This window comes from Ottowia cancrivicina (assembly GCF_029813755.1).
GTDB lineage: Bacteria > Pseudomonadota > Gammaproteobacteria > Burkholderiales > Burkholderiaceae_C > Ottowia > Ottowia massiliensis.
In genome coordinates this window covers 19,479-46,024 of record NZ_JARVII010000021.1, presented here as the reverse complement: position 1 = coordinate 46,024, position 26,546 = coordinate 19,479, and the positions used below count along the sequence as shown (strand labels likewise).

Below are 26,546 nucleotides of genomic sequence, written 5' to 3'. Positions count from 1 at the left end.
GTGGGCGGCTGCTGCGGCACCACGCCCGATCACATCAACGCCATTGCCCGCGCCGTCATGCCGCTGGCGCCGCGCGGCGTGCAGGCGGCGCGCTTTTACGCGGCGCAGGCGTGAGAGCCTGCTCTCGGGCAGCGTGGTGAACAGGCTCCAAGCAGGCGTCCGCAGGGGCGCGGCCTCAATCAGCCCATGCGTGAATGGTGGCCCACAAGAAGAAGCCGCCTTTCAGGCGCGCGGCCTCCGGCTTCTGTCTTGCAGCAAAAACAGGAGCGAATTCAAGGCATTGAAAAGTGGCTTCTGCGCAGATTCCACTAGGACATATTGCTATGCAAAAAGGAGCTGAACAAGGCGGTCTTGCCTTTTGCTTTCACTCCGTCTTCGTTCTGCCTTTGCGGCGCAGAAAAGCGGCGCCCAAGCCGCGCGCCGCTTCAGCTGCACCTATCTGCCTGGCGCATTGGGCCGTGCCTGTTTTCCATTCCGCCCGCCCGTTTGCCGCCGTGGGCACGCTTGCCGCCGGGGGCCTGCCCATGGCCAGATGGCGGCTACTTGATCAGGGCCTGCCAGTCGCGGAAATGCGGGTGCTCGGCGCTGCGCAGCCATTCAAAGCCGACCATTTCGGTCGTTGCCAGTTCCGCGCCTGCGGCGGCCAGGCGGTCGTAGGCGGCGTCGCGGTTGCGCTCGGTGCGCGAGGCGCAGGCGTCGGTCACGACCCAGACGTCCCATTCCTCATCCAGCAGCGTCAGGGCTGTTTGCAGCAGGCACACGTGCGCCTCGCAGCCAGCGATGACGATGGAGCTGCGCTGCGGCGCGGGCGGCTCGGCGGGCTTTTGCAGGTGGCGGGGCAGGCTGCGGGCGTTGCCGCCGCGCGCGGCGGGCTGGGGCGGGCGCGGCGGGTTGAGCAGGGGCGCGAGTTCGGATGCGCCGCCAAAGGCGGTTTTGGGTACGGCGCGGTCCAGCAGGCCAGCCAGCTCGGGGGCGCTGCCGCCGAGCTTGGCAGGGCATTGCTCGGTGGCCCAGACGGGCACGCCCAGCAGACGGGCGAGCTTGGCCAGGCGCACGGCGTTGGCCAGGGCGGCGTCACCCTCGAAAAGCGCGGCCATCAGGCGCGGCTGATAGTCGATGAGCGCCAGTTGGGAGTCAGTGGCTTCAAGCAGCATGGCGGTGGTTCCTCATGGGAAGAAGGGAAAGCGTGTTCAGATGACGGGTTGCAGCGGGGCTGGGCTTTTGCATCAGAAAGAGGAGCAAATTCAAGCCATCGGAAAATGGCTCTTGGGCTCATTCCACTAGGACATTATGCTATTGATACAGGAGCGTGCAAAGGGTGGGCGCAGGTTGTGTGCATCGGGGGGCTGCGGCTCAAGCCAGCTCGCGGAAGGCGGCGCGGGCGGCTTGCAAGGTGGCGGCAATGTCGTCTTCGCTGTGGGCGGCGCTGACGAAGCTGGCCTCATACAGCGCCGGGGCCACGTAAACGCCGCGCGAGAGCAGGCTGTGGAAAAAGCGGTTGAAGCGCGCGGCGTCGCTTTGCATGACTTCGCGGTAGTTCTGCGGCAGGCGGGGCAGCAGGAAAAAGCCGAACAGGCCGCCTTCGCTGTCGGCGCAAAAGGGCACGCCTAGTTCTTGCGCGGCGGTCTGAAGGCCATCCACCAGCGCGCGGGTGCGGGCCGAGAGGGCTTCAAAAAAGCCGGGCTTGCGGATTTCGCGCAGGGTGGCCAGGCCGCAGGCGGTGGCAACGGGGTTGCCCGAGAGCGTGCCGGCCTGATAGACGGGGCCGAGAGGGGCGAGCTGCTCCATGACATCGCGCTTGCCGCCAAAGGCGGCCAGGGGCATGCCGCCGCCTATGACTTTGCCCATGACGGTGATGTCGGGCGCAAAGCCCGCGATGGCCTTGGCGTGCAGGCTTTGCACGCCGCCCAGCGCGGTGCGAAAGCCGGTCATCACTTCGTCATAGATGAGCAGCGCGCCGTATTGGGTGCACAGCTCGCGGCAGCGGCGCACGAAATCAAGGCTGGCGCGCACGAAGTTCATGTTGCCCGCGATGGGTTCGATGATGAGGCAGGCCAGCTCGCGCCCGTGCAGGGCGAAGGCTTCTTCCAGCTGGGTGAGGTTGTTGTATTCGAGCACCAGCGTGTGCTGCACCACTTCGGGCGGCACGCCCGCGCTGGTGGGGTTGCCGAAGGTGGCCAGGCCGGAGCCGGCCTTGACCAGCAGGGCGTCGGCATGGCCGTGGTAGCAGCCTTCAAATTTGATGATCTTGCTGCGGCCCGTGGCGCCGCGCGCCAGGCGGATGGCGCTCATGCCCGCTTCAGTGCCCGAGGAGACGAGGCGCACCATGTCCATGCTGGGCATGAGCGAGAGGATTTCTTCGGCCAGCTCCACTTCGCGCTCGGTGGGCGCGCCAAAAGACAGGCCGTCTTGCGCGGCGCGGCGCACGGCTTCCAGCACGGCCGGATGGCCGTGGCCGAGGATCATGGGGCCCCAGGAGCCGATGTAGTCGATGCAGCGCTGGTCATTGGCGTCCCACAGATAGGCGCCCTGCGCGCGCTGAATGAAGCGTGGCGTGCCGCCAACAGCGCGGAAGGCGCGCACCGGGGAATTGACGCCCCCCGGAATGACGCGGCGCGCGCGCTCCATCAGGGCATCATTACGATCGTTTACAGAATTTGTCATGAGAGGCTGGGCAAATGTTCACGCTGGAAAGTTGTGACAAGGCTGCCTGTGTGTTGCAAGTCTGTCACGGCGGCATTGACTTTCCCTCCCAATTTTGCCAGAGCGACCTTGGGCGGCTGCGGCCCGCCCGGGCCATTGGTTTTTGAGATGGCTCAGGTAGAGTGCGTATAACTTATAGATACAATCGTTGCACTCCATGCGACATTGGCATAAGCTTGCACCGTCTCTATGCCCTTTGTTTCATGAGGGCGGCGTGGCTGACTGCCGCATTGAATGGCAGCGGGCAAGCCGCGCGGAGAGCTTTGCTTGTGGGCGGCGCGCCCGCAGGCAGGAGAGAAAACAGACTTTCCGGGTTTGCTTCCCGGCTTGAAAACAGTTTCGAGAAAATCATCCATGAAAGTACTGATCATTGACGATAGCAACACCATCCGCCGCAGCGCCGAGATTTTTCTCAAGCAGGGCGGCCATGAGGTCATGCTGGCCGAAGATGGTTTCGACGCGCTCGCGAAAATCAGCGATTTCCATCCGGATCTGATTTTCTGCGACATTTTGATGCCGCGGCTGGACGGTTACCAGACCTGCGCCATCATCAAGCGCAATGAAAAATTCTCGACCACGCCCGTGATCATGCTGTCTTCCAAGGACGGCGTTTTCGACAAGGCGAGAGGCCGCATGGTGGGGTCGCAGGAGTACCTCACAAAGCCCTTCACAAAAGACCAACTGCTGCAAACCGTGCGGGATTTCACTGGACAAGCCAATTAAGGAGAACATGATGGCCATCCGTAACGTGCTGATCGTGGATGATTCCAAGACCGAACTGATGTTTCTCAGCGAATTGCTGAAGAAAAATGGATTTTCCGTGACAACGGCTGAAAATGCGGAAGATACCTATAAACGCCTGGCCGAGGCCATTCCAGACTTGATTCTGATGGACGTGGTCATGCCCGGACAAAATGGTTTTCAGCTGACGCGCGCCATTACGCGCGATCCGAAGTACGCCAATGTGCCCGTGATCATGTGCACGAGCAAGAACCAGGAAACGGACCGCGTGTGGGGCATGCGCCAGGGCGCGCGCGACTACATCACCAAGCCGGTCAATCAGGCCGAGCTGCTGGCCAAGATCAAGGCGCTGGGATAAGCGGTCATGTCCGACAAACAAGCTTTGCGCGACTTCCAGGGGCGCCTGGCTGAGCGTTTGCAGGCGGCGACTCAGGCCAGCGGCGCAGAAGCCTCGTGGCTGGCCGTGGAAGCTGGTACGGCCCGGCTGCTGTTTCCCCTGGATCACGCGGGGCAGATTTTTCCGTGGTCGGCCATGCAGCCGGTGCCTTACGTGCGCGCGTGGTTCATGGGCGTGACCAACCTGCGCGGCAATCTGTGCGGCGTGGTGGACTTGGCTGCATTCATGGGTACGGCTCCCGCCAAGCCGCGCAGTGAAATGGCGCTGGCCCAGTGCTGGCTGGTGGCCTTCAATCCTTTGCTGGAAACCAATTGCGCCTTGCTGGCGGATCGTCTTTCCGGGCTGCGTACGATGGAAATGTTTACCGAATCAGCGCCCGCGCCCGACGGCGCGCCTGCGTATTTTGGGCATCTTTATACCGACAACCAGGGCGTGCAATGGCAGGAAATCAATTTGCAGGCTCTCTCGCTTGATGCGTCGTTTCTGAGCATCGGCACGACATCTTCTGAAAGCTGAACATCATGGCCTTTTCCGACTTGTTGAAGAAGAAAAATACGGACGCGGACGCATCCGGCGGAAATTCAACCCAAAGCCCCAGCGGCTTTGGCCTTTCGACGACGACCGCCATCATGGAAGGCGAGGGCGCTGCCGCAGGCGCTTCTTCTCCAAAAGATGGCGCTGCGCTGTATCTGTCTGACTCATTCCGGATGCCGGTGCTTGGGCAAGGCACGGCGGAGCGCCATCAGCGCGTGCTGTTCGTTCTGCTGGGGCTTTGCGTGGCCGTGTTGGCCGGCATGGTGGCCTGGACAGTTTTGAGCACGGACAAGGTGGCCAAGCAGGTGTCCGCCACGGGCAATGCGCTGATGCAGTCGCAGCGGCTGGCCAAGTCGGTTTCGCAGGCCGCCGTGGGCAATGCTTCCGCGTTCGCCGAAGTAAAGGAAAGTGCAGACGAGCTGGATGCATCGGTTGCCGGTTTGCAGAAAGGCAGTGAAACCGTGCCCCGGCTTGGCGCGGACTATGCGGAAAGCATGAACCAGATCGTGCCTCTGGTGGAGCGCGCCCACAAGAACACGCAGATCGTGCTGGGCCAGGAAAAAACGCTGACGCAGGTGGGCGTTTCCCTGCGCAAGATGAGCAGCAACTCCACGGAGCTGCTGTCCATTGCGGAAAATATTTCTTCTCTCAAATTGCAGGCCAATGCCCCGGCGGCAGAGATGTCGGCCACGGGCCAGCTGGTGATGCTGACGCAGCGCATCAGTAAATCTGCCAATGAGTCGCTCACGCTGGACGGCATCAACCCCGAAGCCGTGTTTCTGCTGGGCAAGGATTTGAATACCTTCAAGGAAATTGCCGAGGGATTGCTGAACGGCAATGCGGATCTGCGCCTGGCGCCCGCGCGTGATGACCGCGTGCGCGAGAACCTGCAATCGCTGCTGAAGGTTTATGAGCAGACCCGCGCGGATGCCAGCGGCATTCTGGGCAATTTGCAAGGCCTGGTGGCCGCCCGCGAGGCGCAAAACAGCATCGTGGCTGACAGCGAACCCCTGCGCAAGAGCTTGCAGGCGCTGGAAAGCAAACTTTCGTCCACCTCGGGCCTGCGTCCCGAGCACTTGCTGGGAATGATCATTCCAGGCCTGCTGGCCTTGCTGGCTGCGTCCGGGCTGGGCTACGTGCTGCTGCATGAAAGCCGCCAGCGCCAGTCGCTCGCTGAAGAGCAGCGTCATCTGGCCGAACTCCAGCAGCAGGAATCCAAGCGCGTCAATGACGCCAACCAGGCGGCCATCTTGCGGCTGATGAACGAACTGCAAACGGTGGCCGAGGGCGATTTGACGCAGGAAGCCACGGTGACGGAAGACATCACCGGCGCAATTGCCGACTCGGTGAACTACACGGTGGAAGAGCTGCGCTCGCTGGTGGGCAACGTGCAAAGCACGGCCACGCGTGTGGCGCAGACGACGAGCAAGGTGGAAAGCACCTCCAACGAGCTGCTCAACGCCTCCACGCAGCAGCTGCACGAAATCCGTGAAACTGGCCAGGCCGTGCTGGACATGGCGGCCCGCATCAACCACGTTTCAACGCAGGCGCAGGAATCGGCGGCCGTGGCGCGCCAGTCGCTGGTTGCTGCGGAATCGGGCCTGACGGCCGTGCAAAACACAATCGGCGGCATGAACGCCATTCGCGACCAGATTCAGGAAACGTCCAAGCGCATCAAGCGGCTGGGCGAGTCTTCGCAGGAAATTGGCGAAATCACCGAGCTGATCGCCGACATTACCGAACAGACCAACGTGCTGGCGCTGAACGCCGCCATTCAGGCCGCTTCCGCTGGCGAAGCAGGCCGGGGCTTTTCCGTGGTGGCTGAAGAAGTGCAGCGGCTGGCGGAGCGCTCGGCCGATGCCACGCGCCAGATCGCTTCGCTGGTGAAAGCCATTCAGACCGACACGCAGGACGCGGTGGCCGCCATGGAGCGCTCCACGCAGGGCGTGGTCGAAGGCGCGCGCCTGTCCGACAACGCCGGAACGGCCCTGTCGGAGATCGACAGCGTGTCGCGCCGCCTGGCCGAGCTGATTGAGCGCATTTCCGCCTCGGCTTCCAAAGAGGCGCAGCAGGCCAATGAAGTGGCGCGCAACATCCAGCATATCTTTGCCGTGACGGAGCAAACAGGTGAAGGCACTCGCTCCACAGTGGCGCAGGTGCGTGATTTGACCCGCATGGCGGATGAACTGCGCCAGTCCGTGGCGCGCTTCAAGATTGCCTGATCGCCGGGCCAGAGGAGTCGTCAATTCATTTCCCGGCTGCGGCGGACACGATCCGGCAGCCGGGGCCGCGTCTGATAAGGACGCGGCCCTCAAAACAGAACAATCTTGGGAGTTCACATCGTCATGGCACTGAACCCGGCTGAGGCCAGCGCAGGGACCCACATCAATACTGGCGACCTTGGGCCGCTGGCATGGGTTCTTGACGAAACCAGAAAATCGCTCGAAGCAGTTACCAAGGCGCTCAGGCGCTTCGTCAGCGATGCGGAAACCGCGCGCGGGGTTGATTTGTCCACCATCGACAGCGGCCCGCTGCGCCTGGTGCGCCAGCAGCTGCACCAGGTGGTTGGCGCGCTCGAAATGGTGGGGCAGGACGTGGCGGCGCACATGGTGCGCGGCATGGAGGGCGTTGCCCAGCAGTTTGTCCAGCATCCCGAAAAATGCACGGAAAAGGCTGTATCCGTTGTCGAAAACGCCGGATTCGCCCTGGTTGAGTATCTGGAAGGGCAGCTGGGAGAAAACCCGCGCCCGGCGCTGGGACTGTTCCCCCAGTTTCAGGAAGTGCAGCAGCTGGCGGGCGCTGACCGCATTCACCCGGCAGATTTGTGGCCCGTCAGTTGGCGCTGGGTCAATCCGGCAACTCCGGCGGCCTTGCAAAAACTGCATTACGACACGGCGGTGCGCCAGCGCGTGGATCACGGCACGCTCAAGATCATGAAGACGGCCGATGCCAACGCCGCAGAAGAGCTGTGCGTGGTCAGCCTGGGGCTGGCTGACGGCGAAACGGCGCTGCATCCCAGCATTTTCTGGAAGCTGTCATCGGGCTTTTTCGAGGCATTGGGGCATGGCCTGCTCAAGCCGGACGTGTATATCAAGCGCGCGGCCTCGCGCATTCTGGTTCAGTACACCGCGCTGGCGCGAGGCGAGCGCTCCGTTTCCGAAAGGCTCGCGCAAGACCTGCTGTTTTTCTGCTCGCAAGCCCAGCCGAAGGGCGAAGAAACCCCGGTGCTGAAAGCCGTCCGCGCGGCATGGGGCTTGCAGGACAGCGAGTCTGTCGATTACCAGACGGCCGTCTTCGGCTTGTTTGACCCTTCGGTGCTGGCGCAGGCGCGCCGCCGCATTGACACGCTCAAGGAAGCATGGTCTGGCCTGGCGGGCGGCGATCTGGCGCGGCTCAAGAGCAGCGTGGACCAGTTCGGCCTTGTGGCCGATTCGCTGCGCCGCCTGCACGCGCATGGCAAGCCTCTGGCAGACGCCTTTGTTCATGTGGCCCGTCACGTGGCCAAGTCCGCCGCCGTTCCGTCCCCCGACCTGGCGATGGAAGCGGCCACGGCCGTGCTGTTTCTGGAAGCGTCCTTCGTGGATTTCCGCCCTGGCGATACGGTGTTCGCCGCGCGGACGCGGCAGCTTGCTGACCGTCTTGAGGCCATCTTGCATGGCGGCGTGCAGCAGCCTCTGGACTCCTGGATGGAAGAGCTTTACCGCCGCATCAGCGACCGCCAGACGCTGGGCACCGTGGTCAGCGAGCTGCGCGTGACGCTGGGCGAAGTCGAGCAGCAGCTCGATCAGTTCTTCCGCAACGTGGCCGACCGCGCGCCATTGAGCACGGCGCTGACGCAGATGGTGCAGATGCGCGGCGTACTGCTGGTGCTGGGGCTGGATCAGGCAGCGCAGGCCGTGGCGCGCATGCGCGATGTTGTCGAAAACATCACGCAATACGATGGCGAAGACATCCAGCAGGCGCACGCGCAAGACTTCGAACGGCTGGGCAACAGCCTGGGGGCGCTGGGTTTTCTGATCGACATGCTCAGCTACCAGCCCGTGCTGGCGAAAAAGCTGTTCACCCTGGACGAGGAGACGGGCGAGCTGCGCCCTATCATGGGCCGTACTGCGCCGGCCCACCTGCTGCAAAGCGCAGACGAAGCGCCATCGCTGCCAGCTTCGGGTGATGACGGCGCGCAGCCCGCCATTGCCGACCTGATCGACGACGTGCGGGCTTCTTCCGAAAGCACCCCGCACACATTGCCGGGCCAGCTGGAGCAAATTGCCCTTTCGGCGGCGCTGGATGACAAGACGGCGCTGGCCAATGCCGCCAAGGAGGCCGCGCGCGCCGCGCGCGCCAACGACGCCGAGGGCCTCAAGGGCGCAATGGACAAGCTCACCACCTTGGCCAGCCCCACACCGGCTCCCGTGGCGGCGCCAGCTGCCGCCGAGCCGCAGGTGGATGACGACCTGCTCGACATCTTTCTGGAAGAAGCGCGTGAAGTGATCCAGAACGGCCAGCAGGCCATTCAGGCGCTGGAGCAGCGCTCTGACGACATGGAGCAGCAAACCACGCTGCGCCGCGCCTACCACACGCTCAAGGGCAGCTCCCGCATGGTGGGGCTGAACGAGTTCGGTGAAGCGGCCTGGGCCATGGAGCAGCTCATGAACGCCTGGCTGGCCGAGCAAAAGCCCGCCAGCGCCGAGCTGCGCGCCTTGGCTGCCGAGTCCATGCTGGCTTTCGGCAACTGGGTGGAGGCCATTGCCGCCAAGCAGTCTGGCCATTGGCAGGCCGGGCCTTTCCGCATCAGCGCCGAAGCCATGCGCACCGGGCAGGAGCGTGTTCCGCTGCCTGCCATGCCAGTGGCAGCCGAAGAACCTGCGGCGCAAACGGCAGCTCCCGCAGAAGAAATCATTGACGTTGCTGAAGCGGAGCTGCCTGCCCAGATGGATGCGCCGCTTGAAACTGCGGCCGAGTCTGCGCCTGAACCGGAGGCTGACGCCGTTCCGGCAGATGAACCAGCCACGGCGGAGCCTGCGGCCGCTCTGGGCCTGGCGGATCTCGACCTGCCCGACCTTGCCCTGCCAGAGCTGGGCAATGACGAGGCCGTGCCGCCGGTCATTGAAGCGGAGGCAACCGAAGAACCGCCGGCAGCCGAGCCTGAGCAAGCCCAGGCGGTTGAAACCAGCGAGGGCGCTTGCGCAGATGATTTGGCGCTGTTTGAGCCGCCCCCGGAAGAATCGCCCGCGCCTGAAATCATCGAAATCGACAGCCTGCTGCCTGATCTGGAACTGGGCGGCCAGGGGCAAGAAGCGGGAACGCCAGAAACGGAGCTGCCGCCCGTTGAAGACTTCGCCCCCGACACGCTGATTGCCATTGAAGAAGCGGATGACGTGGATTGGTCTGATTTCGGCTTCACGCAAGAAGAGCAGCAGCCGCAGCCAGTGGAGTCCGGTGCAGACGCCGCAGCGGTGCAGGAGCAAATGGCCGAGCCGGTTCAGGACCCGGCCGGGCAGCCCGCTGCCGCAGGCGAAGGCCAGGCAGCCCCGCAAGAAGAGGCCAGCGTCGAAGACCTGCCCGTGGTCATTGGCCCCCTGAGCATCAGCCGGCCGCTGTACAACGTGTATTTGAGCGAGGCCGACCCGTGGTCACGCAGCCTGGTGGAAGAGTTGGACACTTGGGCCAGCCATCCCAACCAGACGGTGCCTGAACGCGCCATTGCCTGCGCGCACTCTTTGGCGGGCGCGTCGGCCACAGTGGGTTTTGAAAGCCTCTCCGTCTTTGCGCGCGCCGCCGAACACGCCATGCAGCGCCTGCACGGCCAGTTGCAGGGTTCGGCCCATCAGGTTCGCACCTTGCAGGCTGCCGCCGCTGAAATTTCGCGCGTGCTGCACCAGTTCGCTGCGGGCGCGCTGCAAGAACCCGGCTCGGCCTTGCTGGCGGACATCAACGGCTTGGAGCCTGAAGGCCAGACGGTCATTGCGCTGCCGCCCGAAACAATGCCTGCCACACTGCCGGCTCCGGTTGAAGAAGCGCCTGCGCCCGTTGCCCAGCCAGTCCAGCCAGCCGCTTTGGCTTCGCCTGCGGCTGCCTCTGCCGGCCCGGCCATGCCTTCGCACGCGCACGCGCCTGCCGTGTTTTCCTATGTGGCCGAGCCTTCCGTTCCGGCTGCAGCTGCCGCTTCGCGCACCACGGTCCAGATTACCGATGCGCCCACGCACCCCGTGGCCGACGGCATTGACGTGCAGGACGCCATCGACGAAGACCTCTTTCCCATCTTTGAAGAAGAAGCCGAGGAGCTGCTGCCCCGCCTGGGCGAAGCCCTGCGCGAATGGACGGAAAACCCCACGGATGCCAGCGTGCGCGCCCGCGTGCAGCGCGGCCTGCACACGCTCAAGGGCAGCGCCCGCCTGGCTGGCGCGCTGGTGCTGGGCGAAATGGCGCACCGCACCGAATCGGCCATTGAGCAGCTGGGCGCCGTCGAAAACCTGAAGCAGGCGGATGTGGAGCCGCTGCTCGAATACCTGGACGAGCTGGAAAACACCTTCATCCGCTTGCAGGCGCAGGCGGCTGGCGAGGCCTACGAGCCGCAGGCGCACCAGCAGCCAAGGCCCGCTGCCGCGCCTGCGGCCATGCCTCCGGTTCAGGTGTCCGTGGCTCCGGCGGCAGCGCCCGCCTCAGCCGCGCCTGCCCCAAGCGCCGCGCGGGCAGCTGCAGCGCCCGCGCCGCAGGCCAAGGCGCCCGCTCAGCCAGCCGCGCCGGCCCAGCGCCCCGCCAGCGGCAAGGTGGCGCCGCCCGCGCCGCTTTCGCTGACGGCTTCGCGCGCGGCGGCCAATCAGGCAGTGCGCGTGCGCTCGCAATTGCTGGACCGTCTGGTCAATCAGGCCGGCGAGGTGATGACCTCCCGCGTGCGGCTGGAAGCGGCGCTGGGCCTGCTGCGCAACTCGCTGGGCGACCTCACCGGCAACCTCGACCGCCTGCGCCAGCAGCTGCGCGACGTGGAGCTGCAAGCCGAAACCCAGATGCAGTCGCGCCTGGCGCTCACCAAGGACGCCCAGCAGAACTTCGACCCGCTGGAGTTCGACCGTTTCACCCGCATGCAGGAACTCACCCGCATGATGGCCGAGTCCGTGAACGACGTGGCCACCGTGCAGCGCACCTTGCAGCGCGCGCTCGACTCCAGCGAAGACGATCTTGTGGCGCAGGCGCGCCAGTCGCGCGAACTCCAGCGCGATCTGCTGCGCACGCGCATGGTGGAGTTCGAAGGCATCTCCGAGCGCCTGTACCGCGTGGTGCGCCAGGCCGCCAAGGAAACCGGCAAGTCCGTCAAGCTCGAAATCACCGGCGGCTCCATTGAAATGGACCGCGGCATTCTGGATCGCATGACGCCCGCCTTCGAGCACCTCTTGCGCAACTGCGTGGTGCACGGCATCGAGCAGGCCGCCGTGCGCGCCAGCCGGGGCAAGGAAGCCACCGGCACCATCTCCATTGACGTGAGCCAGTCCGGCAACGACGTGTCCGTGGCCTTCCACGACGACGGCGGCGGGCTGGATGCCGCGCGCATCTGCGCCCGCGCCGTCGAGCGCGGCCTCATCAAGGCCGGCCAGCAGCTCAGCAATGAGGAAATCGCCAGCCTCATCTTCGCGCCCGGCTTTACCACCATGTCGCAGGTCACGGAGCTGGCGGGCCGTGGCGTGGGCATGGACGTGGTCCGCACCGAAATCCAGGCGCTGGGCGGCCGCATCGAAACCACCTTCACCGAAGGCAAAGGCTCCACCTTCCGCCTCGTCATGCCGCTGACCACCGCCGTCACCCACGTGGTGATGGTGCGCGCGGGAGCGCTGTCCATTGGCGTGCCTTCCAACCAGGTGGACATCATTCACCGCGCCGGCCCCGAAGTGCTCCAGCAGGCCTACGAAAACGGCACTTTCATGCACGAAGGCCAGGCGCTGCACTTCTATTGGGCAGGCGCGCTGCTGCAAAACTCTCCGCGCAGCACCGAGCCGCCTTCGCGCAGCACGCCCGTGGTCATCTTCCGAAGCGCCGACCAGCGCATTGCCGTGCACGTGGACGAAGTGCTGGGCAACCAGGAAGTGGTTGTGAAGGGCCTGGGGCGCCAGCTCTCGCGCCTGCCCGGCCTGGTGGCCGTTACCGCGCTGGCTTCCGGCGCCGTGGCGCTCATCTACAACCTCGTGGCGCTGGCCACGGTGTACGGCGCGCAGGCCAAGGCTTTCAGCGCAAAGGGCGCAAAGGGCAGCGAAGACAAGAAGGCGGCCGCCGCGCAGTCCGGCATTCCGCTCGTGCTGGTGGTGGACGACTCCATCACCGTGCGCCGCGTCACCCAGCGCCTGCTCCAGCGCGAGGGCTACCGCGTTGCCCTCGCGGCGGACGGCCTGCAAGGGCTGGAGCGCCTGCGCGAAGAACGCCCGGCCGTGGTGCTCTCCGACATCGAGATGCCGCGCATGGACGGCTTTGACTTCGTGCGCAACATCCGCGCCGACGCCAGCCTGAAAGACCTGCCGGTCATCATGATCACCTCGCGCATCGCCGAAAAGCACCGCGACCACGCCGAAGAGCTGGGCGTGAACCACTACCTGGGCAAGCCCTATTCGGAAGACGACCTGCTGCATCTCATCAAGGAATACGCCTTGGTGACAACGCCCGCCGAGGGCGCTTGACTGCGGGCCGCCCGCAGCCCGCGCGAAGACAGGCCCATCCGTGCGATGGGCCTGTTTTTTTTATGGCCTTGCAAGGGCATGCCTCTGGCTCCGGGGCCTGCCTGCGGCCAGCCCCGTGGGGCAGGAAGGCGGCTTTGGGCGGCTGGCGGGGCAGGGCAGGGCAGGGCGGGACAAAAAATGAAGCGCACTTCAAAGCCGCCTTGCGCTTCGTCCTGAATTGCTGTGCCGGCGTCTTGAGGCGCGGGAGCGGTTGATGTGGGCGGAGCGGGCCTTCAGACGGATCCATTTCGCCGGGTTGGATCAAAAACAGGAGCGAATAAAAGGGGCAAGAATGCCGTCCCGCGCAGTATTCACTAGGACATCATGCTATTGATAGAGGAGCTAAGCAAGGCTTTGCCAGCCAGGGCTGAAGCCGCGCGGGCGCGGAGCCTGAGAACCGGTTCAGAGACGGCTGCCCCCAAGGCCAGGTTTTCATGCTTTGCCTCCGGGAGCGGAGCCGTTTTTCGCGGCTTGCGTCCGGCGCTTTTTTTGGGAGCATCCGGCGTTTGCGTTCGCGCTGACGCGTCTGGCAATTCCGCTATCCTTTGCCTTCTGTTTCAACTGCTGCATGACCCACCGTGCCTGACCCACATTCAGCGCCTCACGCGGCCCGCGCGCATGAGCGCCCAGGGCGTTCTGAAGACAAGCGGAGTTTTTTCCGCCGGCTCATTGAATTTCTGAACCCGGGCGTGGATTCGACGCATGAGCTGATTGACGCGCTGGCCGAGGCCGAGGACAAGCAGCTGATTGACGCCGACAGCCGCGTGATGCTCGAAGGCGTGCTCCGCCTGGCGGAGATGACGGCCAAGGAGGTGATGGTGCCCACGCCGCGCATGGACATGCTCGACATTGACGCGCCTTACGAAGCGCTGCTGCGCACGGTGATTGACACGGCGCATTCGCGCTTTCCCGTCTATCAGGGCGAGCGCGAGAACGTCACCGGCATCCTGATGGCCAAGGACTTGCTCAAATTGCAGCGCGCGCCCGAGCTGAGCGTGCGCACGCTGGTGCGCCCGGCCATGTTCGTGCCCGAGAGCAAGGGGCTGAACGATCTGCTGCGCGCTTTTCGCATCAACCGCAATCACATGGCCATCGTGGTGGACGAGTTTGGCCGCATGGCGGGGCTGATCACGATTGAAGACGTGCTGGAGCAGATCGTGGGCGAAATCGAGGACGAGTTCGACGGCGAGGCTGAAACGGGCGACATCTTCGCGCTGGCCGATGGCACTTGGCGCGTGGCCGGGCACACGCCGCTGGAGAAGGTGAACGAGGCCTTTGGCGTGCATCTGGGCACGGTGGCGGACGCAGACTTGCCCGTGGCCTTTGACACCATCGGCGGCCTGGTGGCGCATGAAATGGGCCGCGTGCCCGTGCGCGGCGAGCAGTGCACGCTGGGCGGGCTGCAATTGCGCGTGCTGCTGACCAAGGGCGGCGCAGTGCGCTGGTTTCGCGTGCTGCCGCTGGCGCGCCCTGCATTGAAGGATGAGGCGTCATGAGTGCTTTTTCTCCCCGCGCGTGGGCGCTTTCTGGCGGTCTGGCCGTGCTGGCCGGGCTGACGCAAGCCGTGGCGCTGGCCGATCCGCTGGGCGGCCAGCCCCACTGGTGGCTGCAAATGCTGGGCCTGGGGGCGCTGGCGGCGCTGCTGGCGCGCGTGGCGCTGCGCCTGGCCGTGCAGGCCCCGCGGCAGGCCACCAACCGCATGACGGCGCGCATGGCGCAGCCGCCCGCTGGTGCCCGCCCGGCCGTGCGCTTTGGCGCGGGCTTTGCGCTGGGCTGGCTGTTCGCGCTGGGCTGGCTGACGGGCACGTTCTGGTGGCTGTTCATTTCCATGCACACCTACGGCGGGCTGGCCGCGCCGCTGGCGGTGCTGGCGGTGCTGGCGCTGGCGGGTTTTCTGGCGCTGTATTACGCCGTGGCGGCGGGCCTGTTCGTGGCCTGCATGCCCCTTGCGCACGAGAAAGAGCGCGAGAAAGAGGATGAAAACGCGCCAGGCGCGCCGCCGCGCATCAAGGCGCTGCGCGCGGCGCTGCTGTTTGCCGCGCTGTGGACGCTGGCGGAGCTGGCGCGCGGCACGCTGCTGACGGGCTTTCCGTGGGGCGCGGGCGGCTATGCGCATGTGGACGGGCCTTTTGCGCCGCTGGCGCGCTGGGTGGGCGTGTATGGCATTGGCTTCGTGGCCGCCTGGCTCATGGCCTTCATCGCCCTGTATGCCATGCAAAAGCACGACGGCGAAGAAGCCACGCAAGTGGCCCTGCTGGTGCTGGGGCTGGTGTCGTGGACGTGGTGGCTCAACCAGGAATCGCAAACCGCCACGGCCAACCCCCTGCCGCCCATGCAGGTGGCGCTGCTGCAAGGCAACATTCCGCAAGATGAAAAGTTCGTGCCCGGCACGGGCGTGATTGACGCGCTGCGCTGGTACGGGCAAGAGCTGCGCGAGGCCCGCGCCACCCTGGTCATCGCGCCCGAAACCGCCATTCCCGTGCTGCCGCAGCAGCTGCCCGACGGCTACTGGCAGGGCCTGCTGCGGCGTTACGGCGCAGCGCGCGAAGGCCAGAGCGCGCAAGCCGCCCTCATCGGCGTGCCGCTGGGCAACGCCAGCGAGGGCTACACCAACTCCGTCATGGGCCTGGCGCCCGGCCAAAGCGCGGCCTACCGCTATGACAAGCACCACCTGGTGCCCTTTGGCGAATTCATTCCGCCGCTGTTCAAGTGGTTCGTGCAGCTGATGAACATTCCGCTGGGCGACTTCAACCGGGGCGCGCTGGCGCAGCCCTCTTTCGCCTGGCAAGCGCAGCGCCTGGCGCCCAACATCTGCTACGAAGACTTGTTTGGCGAAGAGCTGGCCGCCCGCTTTGGCGACCCGGCAGCCGCGCCCACCGCCTTTGTGAACCTGAGCAACATCGGCTGGTTTGGCGACGGCGTGGCCATCGACCAGCACCTGGCCATCAGCCGCATGCGTGCGCGCGAATTCGAGCGCCCCATGCTGCGCGCCACCAACACGGGCGCCACCGCCATCATCAACGCGCACGGCCAGGTCACGCACATGCAGCCGCGCACCACGCGCGGCGTGCTCACGGGCGAATTCGAGGGCCACACCCACCTCACCCCTTACGCCGTCTGGACGGCCCGGTGGCGCTTGTGGCCCCTGTGGGCCGCTTGCGCGGCGCTGGCGCTGCTGTGCGCCAGCTGGCGCAAGCGGCATGGGCGCTGATTTGCTCCTGAATTCATAGCGTGATGTCCTAGTGGAAAGTGCGCGAAACGCACTTTCATACCCCTTGAATTTGCTCCTTTTTCTGGATTGAAAAGAGCCTGCTTCCGGCCAGGGCGTAGCGCCCGGCCCCTGCGCGAAAACCATGTTCACCACTGAATTTCTGGATGTTCCCGCCTTGCGCGCCGTGCAGGGGCGGGTGCGGCTGCCTGGCTCCAAGAGCATTTCCAACCGCGTGCTGCTGCTGGCGGCCTTGAGCGAGGGCGCGACGCGGGTGCGCGGCCTGCTCGATAGCGACGACACGCGGGTGATGTTGCAGGCGCTGGCGCAGATGGGCTGCGGCGTGCGCCGCGCCGATGGCCGGGCTGATGAGGTGCTGATTGAGGGGCTGGGCGGGCGGGCGCCGGCGTCGCCCACGCGGCTTTTTCTGGGCAATGCGGGCACGGCGATGCGGCCGCTGACGGCGGCGCTGGCGCTGCTGGGCGGCGAGCATGAGCTGTCGGGCGTGGCGCGCATGCACGAGCGGCCCATTGGCGATTTGGTGGCGGCGCTGCGGCGGCTGGGGTGCCGCATTGAGGAGCTGGGGCAGCCGGGTTTTCCGCCGCTGCGCATTGCCGAAGCGGCGGGCGTGCCGCCGCTGGCGCTGGATGCGCCGGTGCGGGTGCGCGGCGATGTTTCCAGCCAGTTTCTGACGGCGCTGCTGTTGGCGCTGCCGCTGGCCGCGCGTGAGCGCGAGGTGACGGTGCAGGTGGAGGGCGAGCTGATTTCGCGGCCTTACATCCACATCACGCTGGCGCTGCTGGAGCGCTTTGGCGTGGCGGTGCAGCGGCAGGGGTGGGAGCGTTTTGTCATTCCCGAAGGCAGCCGCTATCAGTCGCCGGGTGAAGTGCTGGTGGAAGCGGATGCGTCTTCGGCCAGTTATTTCATTGCGGCGGGGGCGCTGTCGGCGCCGGAGGGCGGCGAGGGTCTTGTGATTGAAGGGCTGGGGCTGGATGCGGTGCAGGGCGACATTCGCTTTGTGGAGGCGGCCCGCCTGATGGGCGCGGATGTGCAAGGCGGCAGCGGCTGGCTGCGCGCACGGCGCGGGGCCTGGCCGCTGAAGGCGGTTGATCTGGACTGCAACCACATTCCCGATGCGGCGATGACGCTGGCCATGATGGCGCTGTATGCCGATGGCCCCAGCACGCTGCGCAACATTGCGAGCTGGCGCGTGAAGGAAACCGACCGTATTGCCGCCATGACGGCCGAGCTGCGCAAGCTGGGCGCGGCGGTGGAGGAGGGGGCCGATTTCATCCGCATCACGCCCCCGGCGCTGGCGGGCGGCTGGCGCGCGGCGAGCATTTGCACTTATGACGATCACCGCATGGCCATGTGCGCGAGCCTGGCGGCTTTCAACCCCGCCGCGCTGCCTGTGCGCGTGCAAGACCCGAAGTGCGTGGCCAAGACGTTTCCGGACTATTTCGAGACGCTGTTTGCCGCCGCGCGGCCCGCACGCGCCGTGCCCGTGATTTGCATAGACGGCCCCACGGCTTCCGGCAAGGGCACGCTGGCGGCGGCGCTGGCGGCGCGGCTGGGCTGGCATTACCTGGACTCTGGCGCGCTGTATCGCGCCACGGCGCTGGCCGCGCGCCAGGCCGGTGTGGCGCTGGATGACGAGGCGGCGCTGGCCCGCCTGGCCGCCGCGCTGCCTTTGCGCTTTGAAGCGGGCCGCGTTTGGCTGGACGGGCGCGATGTGAGCGAAGCCCTGCGCAGCGAGCAAACGGGCATGGATGCCTCGGCCCTGGCGCCGCTGCCTGCCGTGCGAGCCGCCTTGCTTAACTTGCAGCGCGGCATGGCCCGCTTGCCGGGGCTGGTGGCCGACGGGCGCGACATGGGCACGGTGGTGTTTGCCGATGCGCCGCTGAAAGTTTTTCTCACGGCCAGCGCCGAAACGCGGGCCGAGCGCCGCTACAAGCAATTGGCCGCAAAGGGAATTTCGGCTAACATCGCCCGCCTTCGCGACGACCTTCAGGCGCGCGACGCGCGGGATGCTTCCCGCGCCGCCGCGCCGCTCAAAGCCGCGCAAGACGCCCTGGCGCTGGACAACTCCTGCTTGAGCATCGAGCAATCGGTGCAGCAGGTGCTGGACTGGTGGCAGGACAGGCAGCCTTTCTAGCCCCGCAAGGCCAGCAAGGCCGCCGCAAGCTCCGCTGGCGCTGCAAGGCGCTGGCGGTTTTTTTCAACCTCAACCTCTTGCGGGCCAGCCCGCAAACCCGGACGCAGCGCGCTTTTTTCCAGCGCTGCCGCGTCCAAGAAAGCATCTTTAATGTCTGAATCTTTTGCCGCCCTGTTTGAAGAGTCGCTCCAGCGCACCGAAATGCGCTCTGGCGAAGTCATCACCGCCGAAGTCGTGCGCGTGGAGCACAACTTCGTGGTCGTGAACGCCGGTTTGAAGTCAGAGGCCTACGTGCCCATTGACGAATTCAAAAACGACCAGGGCGAAGTTGAAGTGCAGCCGGGCGACTTTGTCTCGGTAGCCATCGGTTCCATCGAAAACGGCTATGGCGACACCATCCTCAGCCGCGACACTGCCAAGCGCCTGGCCTCCTGGCTGGCGCTGGAACAGGCGCTTGAATCGGGCGACTTCGTCACCGGCACCACCACGGGCAAGGTCAAGGGCGGCCTTACCGTCATGGTCAATGGCATCCGCGCCTTCCTGCCCGGCTCGCTGATTGACACGCGCCCCACCAAGGACCTCACTCCGTATGAAAACAAGACGATGGAGTTCAAGGTCATCAAGCTCGACCGTAAACGCAACAACGTAGTGCTCAGCCGCCGCGCCGTGGTGGAAGCCAGCATGGGCGAAGACCGCGCCAAGCTGCTCGAAACCCTGAAGGAAGGCGCCATCGTGCAAGGCGTGGTCAAGAACATCACCGAATACGGCGCGTTCGTTGACCTGGGCGGCATTGACGGCCTGCTGCACATCACCGACATGGCTTGGCGCCGCGTGCGCCACCCCAGCGAAGTGGTGCAGGCCGGCCAGGAAATCACCGCCAAGATTCTCAAGTTTGACACCGAGAAAAACCGTGTCTCGCTGGGCATCAAGCAAATGGGCGACGACCCGTGGCTGGGCGTGGCGCGCCGCTACCCCGCCGGCACCCGCATGTTTGGCCGCGTGACCAACATTGCCGACTACGGCGCGTTCGTGGAGCTGGAGCCGGGCATCGAGGGCCTGGTTCACGTCTCCGAAATGGACTGGACCAACAAGAACGTGGCACCCGGCAAGGTGGTCAGCCTGGGCGAAGAAGCCGAAGTCATGGTGCTTGAAATCGACGAAGACAAGCGCCGCATCAGCCTGGGCATGAAGCAGTGCAAGCCCAACCCCTGGCAGGAATTCGCGCAGAACACCAAGCGCGGCGACCGTGTCAAAGGCCCTGTCAAGTCCATCACCGACTTTGGCGTGTTCGTCGGCTTGTCTTCCGGCATAGATGGCCTTGTGCACCTGTCCGACCTTTCCTGGAACGAGCCGGGCGAAACCGCCGTGCGCAACTACAAGAAAGGCCAGGAAGTGGAAGCCATCGTGCTGGCCGTGGACGTGGAGCGCGAGCGCATCTCCCTGGGCATCAAGCAGCTTGACCAGGACCCCTTCACCACCTTCGTTTCCGTGAATGAAAAAGGCCAGACCGTCACCGGCAAGGTCAAGAGCGTGGACGCTAAGGGCGCTGAAATCGAACTGGGCGAAGACGTGACCGGCTACCTGCGCGCCAGCGAAATCAGCCGCGACCGCGTGGACGACGCCACCACCGTGCTGAAAGTGGGTGACGAAGTCACCGCCGTGGTGACCAACATCGACCGCAAGAATCGCAGCATCCAGCTGTCCGTCAAGGCCAAAGACGCGGCCGACCAGCAGGAAGCCCTGGCCAGCCTGAACCAGGACGCAGGCCACGCTGGCACCACCAGCCTGGGCGCCTTGCTGCGCGCCAAGCTCGACAGCGACAAGTCCTGACCGGCCCGGACCGCTGCCCCGCCGCCGCCTGCTGGCGCCGTCATGCCCTCCGGGCGTGGCAGCTGCCCAGGCGGCGGTTTTCCATTCAGGCATGCCGAAACAACAACCAGAAAAACGCCACCATGACCCGCTCCGATCTTGTTGAACTGCTGGCCGAGCGCTTTCCCCGGCTCACCCAGAAAGACGCGGATGCCGCCGCTCGCGCCTTGCTGCAAGCCATGAGCGACGCCCTGGAACAGGGCCAGCGCATCGAAATTCGCGGCTTTGGCAGCTTTGGCGTGACGCGCCGCAACCCGCGCCTGGGCCGCAACCCCCGCACTGGCCAGAGCGTTGCCATTCCCGAACGCCGGGTGCCCCACTTCAAGCCCGGCAAAGCCCTGCGCGACGCAGTGGATGCCAGCCGCTCCTGATTGCCGGGTTTTCAAAACCCGCCTTCAAATCAAGCCAAGCACTTAAACAAGCGCCGGATGCAGGCAATCTTGACGGCTGCATTCAGTTGGGTGCCACACGCTGACCTCATCTGCCTCTGCCCAGTTGGGTCAAAGTCCTCTCCTCCAGCGCTTGTTAGTACCCTGGAGCCATGCGCTGCTCATGGCGTTTGATCACGTGCGTTCCAGTTGAACATTGCCATACCCGCACGCATCGCCGCCATTGGCAAGATGACTTGCAAGCGTTCAAAGTGTATGAACAGGTTGGTCTGCCAAGCCCTGACTTCCCCTGTTTTTGGATGCGGGCTGAATGCACCATGTCGCGCTAACGTCGGCGGCAGAAATAGCTTAGTTTTTAATGGTCATAACCAATGGTACAGCAGCCTTGTTTAAATGACGAAGAAAGATTTCTGGAAGCCTGGAAATGATTTCGCCCAAATCCTTGTCTAGATTCATCGTCATGCTGGCTTTGAATTTACGCAGAGCGGAAAAAGAGAGAATAACATTCGAAGATATCAGCGTTTAATTATCGAATATAACGACAACGATCTTGTATCTCATCAGCTCTGCTGACCTTGCCCGCCGAAATCTTGCCGCCCAGTTCATTGCACGGTATTGATTCAAAACGAATCGGCTTTATCGTATAAATCCGGTCATTTATCCATCGAATCGCCGACTGTTAATATACCGCCGCCAAAATCTCGCGCGTTTAGGCAGATTTAGTTCATTTGATTCTCTTTTTTACACACAGCCGCCCGAAGGCGGCTGCTTATCCGGGGTTGCGGTTACTTTCGCAGAATCCGGTTTCAACACACAGCCGCCCGAAGGCGGCTGCCCCTGCATAACCGTTTTTCATGGGCATCTTCAAGGTTTCAACACACAGCCGCCCGAAGGCGGCTGCCCATGAGCGCCAGCGCCGCGCGGCCCACCACCATGTTTCAACACACAGCCGCCCGAAGGCGGCTGCCGGGGCAGTGGGATCAGACTCATTTTTGGGGCACGGTTTCAACACACAGCCGCCCGAAGGCGGCTGCGACCCATGCGTTGTCGCTGACCCATGCGTTGTCGTTTCAACACACAGCCGCCCGAAGGCGGCTGCGCCAGCCCCACTAAATAGGCTTCGCCCGTGCCGGCGTTTCAACACACAGCCGCCCGAAGGCGGCTGCCGCGGGCGCTGCGCTCGCTGGCGGGCATGGCCGTGGTTTCAACACACAGCCGCCCGAAGGCGGCTGCCTGGCGCCAGCGCCTGCCCGGCCACTGCGCGCAAATTGTTTCAACACACAGCCGCCCGAAGGCGGCTGCCGCCATAAGGCAACAACGCCTTTCTATGCACATAGTTTCAACACACAGCCGCCCGAAGGCGGCTGCGGCTGGCTGGTGCGCGAGCTGGATGCGTGGTTGGTTTCAACACACAGCCGCCCGAAGGCGGCTGCATACATGTCGTTGTTGGCGAGTGACCTTTTGACGAGTTTCAACACACAGCCGCCCGAAGGCGGCTGCGGACTGGGAAAGGAAGGAAGATTATGACGAGCAAGTTTCAACACACAGCCGCCCGAAGGCGGCTGCCACCGTTGCCCTCACCTCCACAGCCCGCTGGGGCGGTTTCAACACACAGCCGCCCGAAGGCGGCTGCCTTATCCGCGAAACATTTTGCAAAACCTTGAGATTGTTTCAACACACAGCCGCCCGAAGGCGGCTGCCCGTGGTCAGATCAAGGCCGTCCACCAGCGCGCGGTTTCAACACACAGCCGCCCGAAGGCGGCTGCTCGCAGCGGCCGTGGCAGTTTTCGCAACTGCACAGTTTCAACACACAGCCGCCCGAAGGCGGCTGCCCAGCGGCCCGCGAGCATCGACAAAGACTTTTTCGGTTTCAACACACAGCCGCCCGAAGGCGGCTGCCAGACAGCCCAATCCCCAGCAATACGAGCGTGATCAGTTTCAACACACAGCCGCCCGAAGGCGGCTGCTCACGCTTTCGCCGCCCGCGCCCAGCACTGCCGTGTTTCAACACACAGCCGCCCGAAGGCGGCTGCCAGCAGGCGCACGATTTCGGCTTTGATGCTTTGCAGTTTCAACACACAGCCGCCCGAAGGCGGCTGCCTACGTCGGCCTTGATGGCGGCCAGGATGCGCTCGTTTCAACACACAGCCGCCCGAAGGCGGCTGCTTCAGTTTGTGGCCAGGCCTGGCGCGGACGGTAGTTTCAACACACAGCCGCCCGAAGGCGGCTGCGGGGTCTTCCGGCATGCGGCCAGTGTGCGGCGCGTTTCAACACACAGCCGCCCGAAGGCGGCTGCGCTCACGCGCCTGATCAAGCGCCTGACCCAGCGCCTGTTTCAACACACAGCCGCCCGAAGGCGGCTGCTCGCTCGGCGGCGGCTAGGTATTTATCCTTATCTGTTTCAACACACAGCCGCCCGAAGGCGGCTGCGCCCCTCGCACCTTTGCCATGTGCCGCGTACACGTTTCAACACACAGCCGCCCGAAGGCGGCTGCGCCCTAGGCCAAAGCTGCAAAGTTAGCAAGCCGTTGTTTCAACACACAGCCGCCCGAAGGCGGCTGCTCGCCGTCCTCGTCCACGGTTTGCAGACCTTGCGTTGTTTCAACACACAGCCGCCCGAAGGCGGCTGCGTGCTGGGTTACAACGAGCTTGCGAACGGCATCGTTTCAACACACAGCCGCCCGAAGGCGGCTGCGCAAAAAGCCAGGCACTACCTGGACAAACTCATCGTTTCAACACACAGCCGCCCGAAGGCGGCTGCCCGCTGCCTGCTGGCTCGGTATCCAGACCCTGCGCGTTTCAACACACAGCCGCCCGAAGGCGGCTGCGCGCGGCGAGTCATACACCCCCACGCCCGCCGATGCGCGTTTCAACACACAGCCGCCCGAAGGCGGCTGCTTCACCGGTTGATTATGGATGCATTCAATAAGGAGTTTCAACACACAGCCGCCCGAAGGCGGCTGCGGTAGCAAGTGGGTTCGTTTTGAGGTCGAAATCAGGTTTCAACACACAGCCGCCCGAAGGCGGCTGCCGCCCTCATCACCATCCCGCCCGGCACCCGCGTGTTTCAACACACAGCCGCCCGAAGGCGGCTGCCAGTGGACAAAGGACAAGCCAAGGCAAGCAAGCAAGTTTCAACACACAGCCGCCCGAAGGCGGCTGCGCATCATGGCCGCGTCGGCTTCGTGATTGGGGTCGTTTCAACACACAGCCGCCCGAAGGCGGCTGCATCCATGCGGCGGGGCGCATGGATAGCGATTTGCCGTTTCAACACACAGCCGCCCGAAGGCGGCTGCCGCCCCCGCCATGTCCAGCCACACGGGCGCGGGGGCGGTTTCAACACACAGCCGCCCGAAGGCGGCTGCCCGCCTCTGCACCCCGCCCGAAAAACGCGGCGCGGTTTCAACACACAGCCGCCCGAAGGCGGCTGCCCCGCCATGTCCACCCACACGGGCGCGGGGGCGGTTTCAACACACAGCCGCCCGAAGGCGGCTGCCCGCTCGAACAAAACCCGTTACGAAGCGCTGGATGTTTCAACACACAGCCGCCCGAAGGCGGCTGCGCGCCAAGGCGGACATCACGCATACCGCCCGATACGTTTCAACACACAGCCGCCCGAAGGCGGCTGCCAAGCAGCACTGCGGCGCCCGCTGGGCGCTGTGGGTTTCAACACACAGCCGCCCGAAGGCGGCTGCGTCCTGCGCCTGCAATTTTGCGAAGCGTTTTAAGGTTTCAACACACAGCCGCCCGAAGGCGGCTGCGGAGCGTCAGGGCGTCGAGTGGCAGCACGCCGCTGTTTCAACACACAGCCGCCCGAAGGCGGCTGCGGCGATGCTGATTGAGGATATGGGCCAGGAGCCGGTTTCAACACACAGCCGCCCGAAGGCGGCTGCGGCACCGCGCCGGCGCGCGCGGCCCACGCGAAAAGTTTCAACACACAGCCGCCCGAAGGCGGCTGCCGGCGCTGATTGCGTGGGCGGGAGGCCGGGCATGCTGTTTCAACACACAGCCGCCCGAAGGCGGCTGCCAATGCCGGTATGCCGTGGACTCGCTTGCGGAGCTGTTTCAACACACAGCCGCCCGAAGGCGGCTGCTGCGGCCAGCAACAACACAAGGCAAGCTGCACAGAGTTTCAACACACAGCCGCCCGAAGGCGGCTGCCCGTCCAGCGTCTCGGTCACAGATACGCCGTGATGTTTCAACACACAGCCGCCCGAAGGCGGCTGCCAATAGTGGTACTTGTCCTAAATGGATGGTTGATTTGTTTCAACACACAGCCGCCCGAAGGCGGCTGCTCTACATCGAGCGCGAGCGCCCCATCGCGCAAGACGTTTCAACACACAGCCGCCCGAAGGCGGCTGCGGCCGCCGCCGCCCCCACGCCCAACTACACCGCGTGGTTTCAACACACAGCCGCCCGAAGGCGGCTGCGGCCTCACGGCCGCTTACATGGCGTTTAAAGACGTTTCAACACACAGCCGCCCGAAGGCGGCTGCCACGCCGTTGGCGCCCTTGGCCGTAAACCACAGGCGTTTCAACACACAGCCGCCCGAAGGCGGCTGCTTCGGCGGCGAAGAGGGCTTTTCCGGGCGGGCGTGGTTTCAACACACAGCCGCCCGAAGGCGGCTGCTGTTGGCTCCGCCGAAAAAGAGGGCGAAGCCACCCTGTTTCAACACACAGCCGCCCGAAGGCGGCTGCCCATCAGCTTCGCGCTCGCTGACGTATTGGGCGTGTTTCAACACACAGCCGCCCGAAGGCGGCTGCCCGCCTTTTTTGGTGGGACAAAGACCACTGCCGCGTTTCAACACACAGCCGCCCGAAGGCGGCTGCGTTTCAGCTTGCGTAACACAGCGGGCTGTGTGTGTTTCAACACACAGCCGCCCGAAGGCGGCTGCATCCAAACCCCTTGTCCAAAGTGTTGATTTTCTTGTTTCAACACACAGCCGCCCGAAGGCGGCTGCTTCCGGCTCCCTAGCGGGATTTGCTGCCGCAATTGTTTCAACACACAGCCGCCCGAAGGCGGCTGCATGAGGTGGTCGCGCAGATGCGCCGGTACGCACTGTTTCAACACACAGCCGCCCGAAGGCGGCTGCCGCTGCCTTCTTCTTCCCACGTTTCGGCGAGCGACGTTTCAACACACAGCCGCCCGAAGGCGGCTGCCTATTGTGCCCGGCTGTGAAAATCTGATTGAGATAAGTTTCAACACACAGCCGCCCGAAGGCGGCTGCCCGGGAGCAAATGCGGGCACAAGCGTGGGCAGCACGTTTCAACACACAGCCGCCCGAAGGCGGCTGCTTGCCTTGCAACAATCATTTCTTCCGCAGCAGCAGTTTCAACACACAGCCGCCCGAAGGCGGCTGCTCCCTACTTGAAAACTCTTTAAAAATCAGACAATTAGAAGCCACCTTTCGCTGACCTATCCGATTCCCAGGGAGTTAGGGAAGTATAGCGGTCGTCCTCGCACCATACAAACTGCGGAAATTCGTCTTAATAGTTGAAAAACCGAAGCGTTCGCTAACCTGCCAGTGTTTTCATGGGAGCAAGCCATCAGCGATCACTAAATAATCAGCGTGCTCCTAAACACGTCCACCGCTGGCCGAGCTCCATAATGTTCTACCTTGCCCCGCCATTTGCTGCCTAGATAGTAGAAGCGCAAGCTGTCAACTGCTGGGTTGAAAACATCAAGCAACCCGATTTTTAGCTTCACCCATTGATCGGGCGATATATCACATTCAAAAACAGAGAACTGCACACGCACGCCATAATCTTGGCACAATTTCGCTATCCTGCGCAGCCGGACCGGGCCTTGCGGATCCTCAAAGGAAATGTCATAAGTAATCAATATCAACATG

Annotated in this window: 15 protein-coding genes and 1 CRISPR repeat array; of the genes, 11 read left to right on the top strand and 4 right to left on the bottom strand. The window is 64.3% G+C overall.

From position 1 onward, the window contains the following. Window positions 1-114, top strand: coding sequence for a homocysteine S-methyltransferase family protein (locus QB898_RS09980; protein WP_428982794.1), 114 nt, complete (start codon window positions 1-3; stop codon window positions 112-114). 425 nt (window positions 115-539) lie between these two features. Here the strand turns inward: QB898_RS09980 and QB898_RS09975 are convergent, their stop codons facing one another. The 3 genes from QB898_RS09975 to QB898_RS09965 all read right to left on the bottom strand — a co-directional run bounded on the left by QB898_RS09975 (window position 540) and on the right by QB898_RS09965 (window position 3,059). Then, on the bottom strand, window positions 540-1,154 hold the full coding sequence (locus QB898_RS09975; RefSeq protein ID WP_279524827.1) for an isochorismatase family protein: 615 nt from the start codon (window positions 1,152-1,154) through the stop codon (window positions 540-542). A gap of 199 nt (window positions 1,155-1,353) precedes the next feature. Next, window positions 1,354-2,664 carry a glutamate-1-semialdehyde 2,1-aminomutase gene (gene hemL, locus QB898_RS09970; RefSeq protein ID WP_279524826.1) on the bottom strand — a complete coding sequence of 437 codons (1,311 nt, stop codon included), beginning with the start codon at window positions 2,662-2,664 and terminating at the stop codon, window positions 1,354-1,356. Between the two features lie 152 nt (window positions 2,665-2,816). Further along, window positions 2,817-3,059 (bottom strand): hypothetical protein, encoded by a 243-nt coding sequence (locus tag QB898_RS09965; RefSeq protein WP_146006940.1) that lies wholly within the window; start codon window positions 3,057-3,059, stop codon window positions 2,817-2,819. On the opposite strand from QB898_RS09965, the gene QB898_RS09960 reads away from it, so the two are divergent. The 10 genes from QB898_RS09960 (at window position 3,058) to QB898_RS09915 (ending at window position 20,677) form a co-directional block, all read left to right on the top strand. Next, window positions 3,058-3,426, top strand: a complete 369-nt coding sequence (locus QB898_RS09960) for a response regulator (RefSeq protein WP_050714748.1) — start codon at window positions 3,058-3,060, stop codon at window positions 3,424-3,426. The genes QB898_RS09965 and QB898_RS09960 overlap by 2 nt on opposite strands. Before the next feature lie 10 nt (window positions 3,427-3,436). Then, window positions 3,437-3,802: a response regulator transcription factor gene (locus QB898_RS09955; RefSeq protein ID WP_050716365.1), complete on the top strand. Its 366-nt coding sequence runs from the start codon at window positions 3,437-3,439 to the stop codon at window positions 3,800-3,802. A gap of 6 nt (window positions 3,803-3,808) precedes the next feature. Beyond that, on the top strand, window positions 3,809-4,357 hold the full coding sequence (locus QB898_RS09950; protein ID WP_050714747.1) for a chemotaxis protein CheW: 549 nt from the start codon (window positions 3,809-3,811) through the stop codon (window positions 4,355-4,357). A gap of 5 nt (window positions 4,358-4,362) precedes the next feature. Next, the gene (locus QB898_RS09945) at window positions 4,363-6,597 is read left to right on the top strand and encodes a methyl-accepting chemotaxis protein (RefSeq protein WP_428982792.1); all 2,235 of its coding nucleotides are present in this window, start codon (window positions 4,363-4,365) and stop codon (window positions 6,595-6,597) included. Window positions 6,598-6,720: 123 nt separating this feature from the next. Beyond that, complete coding sequence (locus tag QB898_RS09940; RefSeq protein ID WP_279524829.1) at window positions 6,721-13,035, top strand: hybrid sensor histidine kinase/response regulator; 6,315 nt, start codon at window positions 6,721-6,723, stop codon at window positions 13,033-13,035. A 617-nt stretch (window positions 13,036-13,652) separates the two neighbouring features. After that, the gene (locus QB898_RS09935; protein WP_102283905.1) at window positions 13,653-14,570 is read left to right on the top strand and encodes a CorC family transporter; all 918 of its coding nucleotides are present in this window, start codon (window positions 13,653-13,655) and stop codon (window positions 14,568-14,570) included. Next, complete coding sequence (lnt, locus tag QB898_RS09930) at window positions 14,567-16,285, top strand: apolipoprotein N-acyltransferase (protein WP_279524825.1); 1,719 nt, start codon at window positions 14,567-14,569, stop codon at window positions 16,283-16,285. The genes QB898_RS09935 and lnt overlap by 4 nt, the downstream gene beginning before the upstream one ends. 142 nt (window positions 16,286-16,427) lie before the next feature. Beyond that, window positions 16,428-18,437, top strand: coding sequence for a bifunctional 3-phosphoshikimate 1-carboxyvinyltransferase/cytidylate kinase (locus QB898_RS09925; RefSeq protein ID WP_279524824.1), 2,010 nt, complete (start codon window positions 16,428-16,430; stop codon window positions 18,435-18,437). 150 nt (window positions 18,438-18,587) lie between these two features. Beyond that, entirely contained in the window at window positions 18,588-20,267 is a 1,680-nt protein-coding gene (gene rpsA / locus QB898_RS09920) for a 30S ribosomal protein S1 (protein ID WP_050714740.1), read from the top strand. A 122-nt stretch (window positions 20,268-20,389) separates the two neighbouring features. Then, window positions 20,390-20,677, top strand: a complete 288-nt coding sequence (locus QB898_RS09915; RefSeq protein ID WP_050714739.1) for an integration host factor subunit beta — start codon at window positions 20,390-20,392, stop codon at window positions 20,675-20,677. Between the two features lie 755 nt (window positions 20,678-21,432). Continuing rightward, a CRISPR array of direct repeats spans window positions 21,433-26,055; the repeat unit is 32 nt; unit sequence GTTTCAACACACAGCCGCCCGAAGGCGGCTGC. A 196-nt stretch (window positions 26,056-26,251) separates the two neighbouring features. Here the strand turns inward: QB898_RS09915 and cas2 are convergent. Next, window positions 26,252-26,545, bottom strand: coding sequence for a CRISPR-associated endonuclease Cas2 (cas2, locus tag QB898_RS09910; RefSeq protein WP_102283908.1), 294 nt, complete (start codon window positions 26,543-26,545; stop codon window positions 26,252-26,254). Window position 26,546: the final 1 nt, after the last annotated feature.

Coding starts and splice junctions, on each gene's coding strand:
- QB898_RS09975 (WP_279524827.1), bottom strand. CDS start 1,154: ATGCTGCTTGAAGCCACTGACTCCCAACTGGCGCTCATCGACTATCAG.
- hemL (WP_279524826.1), bottom strand. CDS start 2,664: ATGACAAATTCTGTAAACGATCGTAATGATGCCCTGATGGAGCGCGCG.
- QB898_RS09960 (WP_050714748.1), top strand. CDS start 3,058: ATGAAAGTACTGATCATTGACGATAGCAACACCATCCGCCGCAGCGCC.
- QB898_RS09965 (WP_146006940.1), bottom strand. CDS start 3,059: ATGGATGATTTTCTCGAAACTGTTTTCAAGCCGGGAAGCAAACCCGGA.
- QB898_RS09955 (WP_050716365.1), top strand. CDS start 3,437: ATGGCCATCCGTAACGTGCTGATCGTGGATGATTCCAAGACCGAACTG.
- QB898_RS09950 (WP_050714747.1), top strand. CDS start 3,809: ATGTCCGACAAACAAGCTTTGCGCGACTTCCAGGGGCGCCTGGCTGAG.
- QB898_RS09945 (WP_428982792.1), top strand. CDS start 4,363: ATGGCCTTTTCCGACTTGTTGAAGAAGAAAAATACGGACGCGGACGCA.
- QB898_RS09940 (WP_279524829.1), top strand. CDS start 6,721: ATGGCACTGAACCCGGCTGAGGCCAGCGCAGGGACCCACATCAATACT.
- lnt (WP_279524825.1), top strand. CDS start 14,567: ATGAGTGCTTTTTCTCCCCGCGCGTGGGCGCTTTCTGGCGGTCTGGCC.
- QB898_RS09925 (WP_279524824.1), top strand. CDS start 16,428: ATGTTCACCACTGAATTTCTGGATGTTCCCGCCTTGCGCGCCGTGCAG.
- rpsA (WP_050714740.1), top strand. CDS start 18,588: ATGTCTGAATCTTTTGCCGCCCTGTTTGAAGAGTCGCTCCAGCGCACC.
- QB898_RS09915 (WP_050714739.1), top strand. CDS start 20,390: ATGACCCGCTCCGATCTTGTTGAACTGCTGGCCGAGCGCTTTCCCCGG.
- cas2 (WP_102283908.1), bottom strand. CDS start 26,545: ATGTTGATATTGATTACTTATGACATTTCCTTTGAGGATCCGCAAGGC.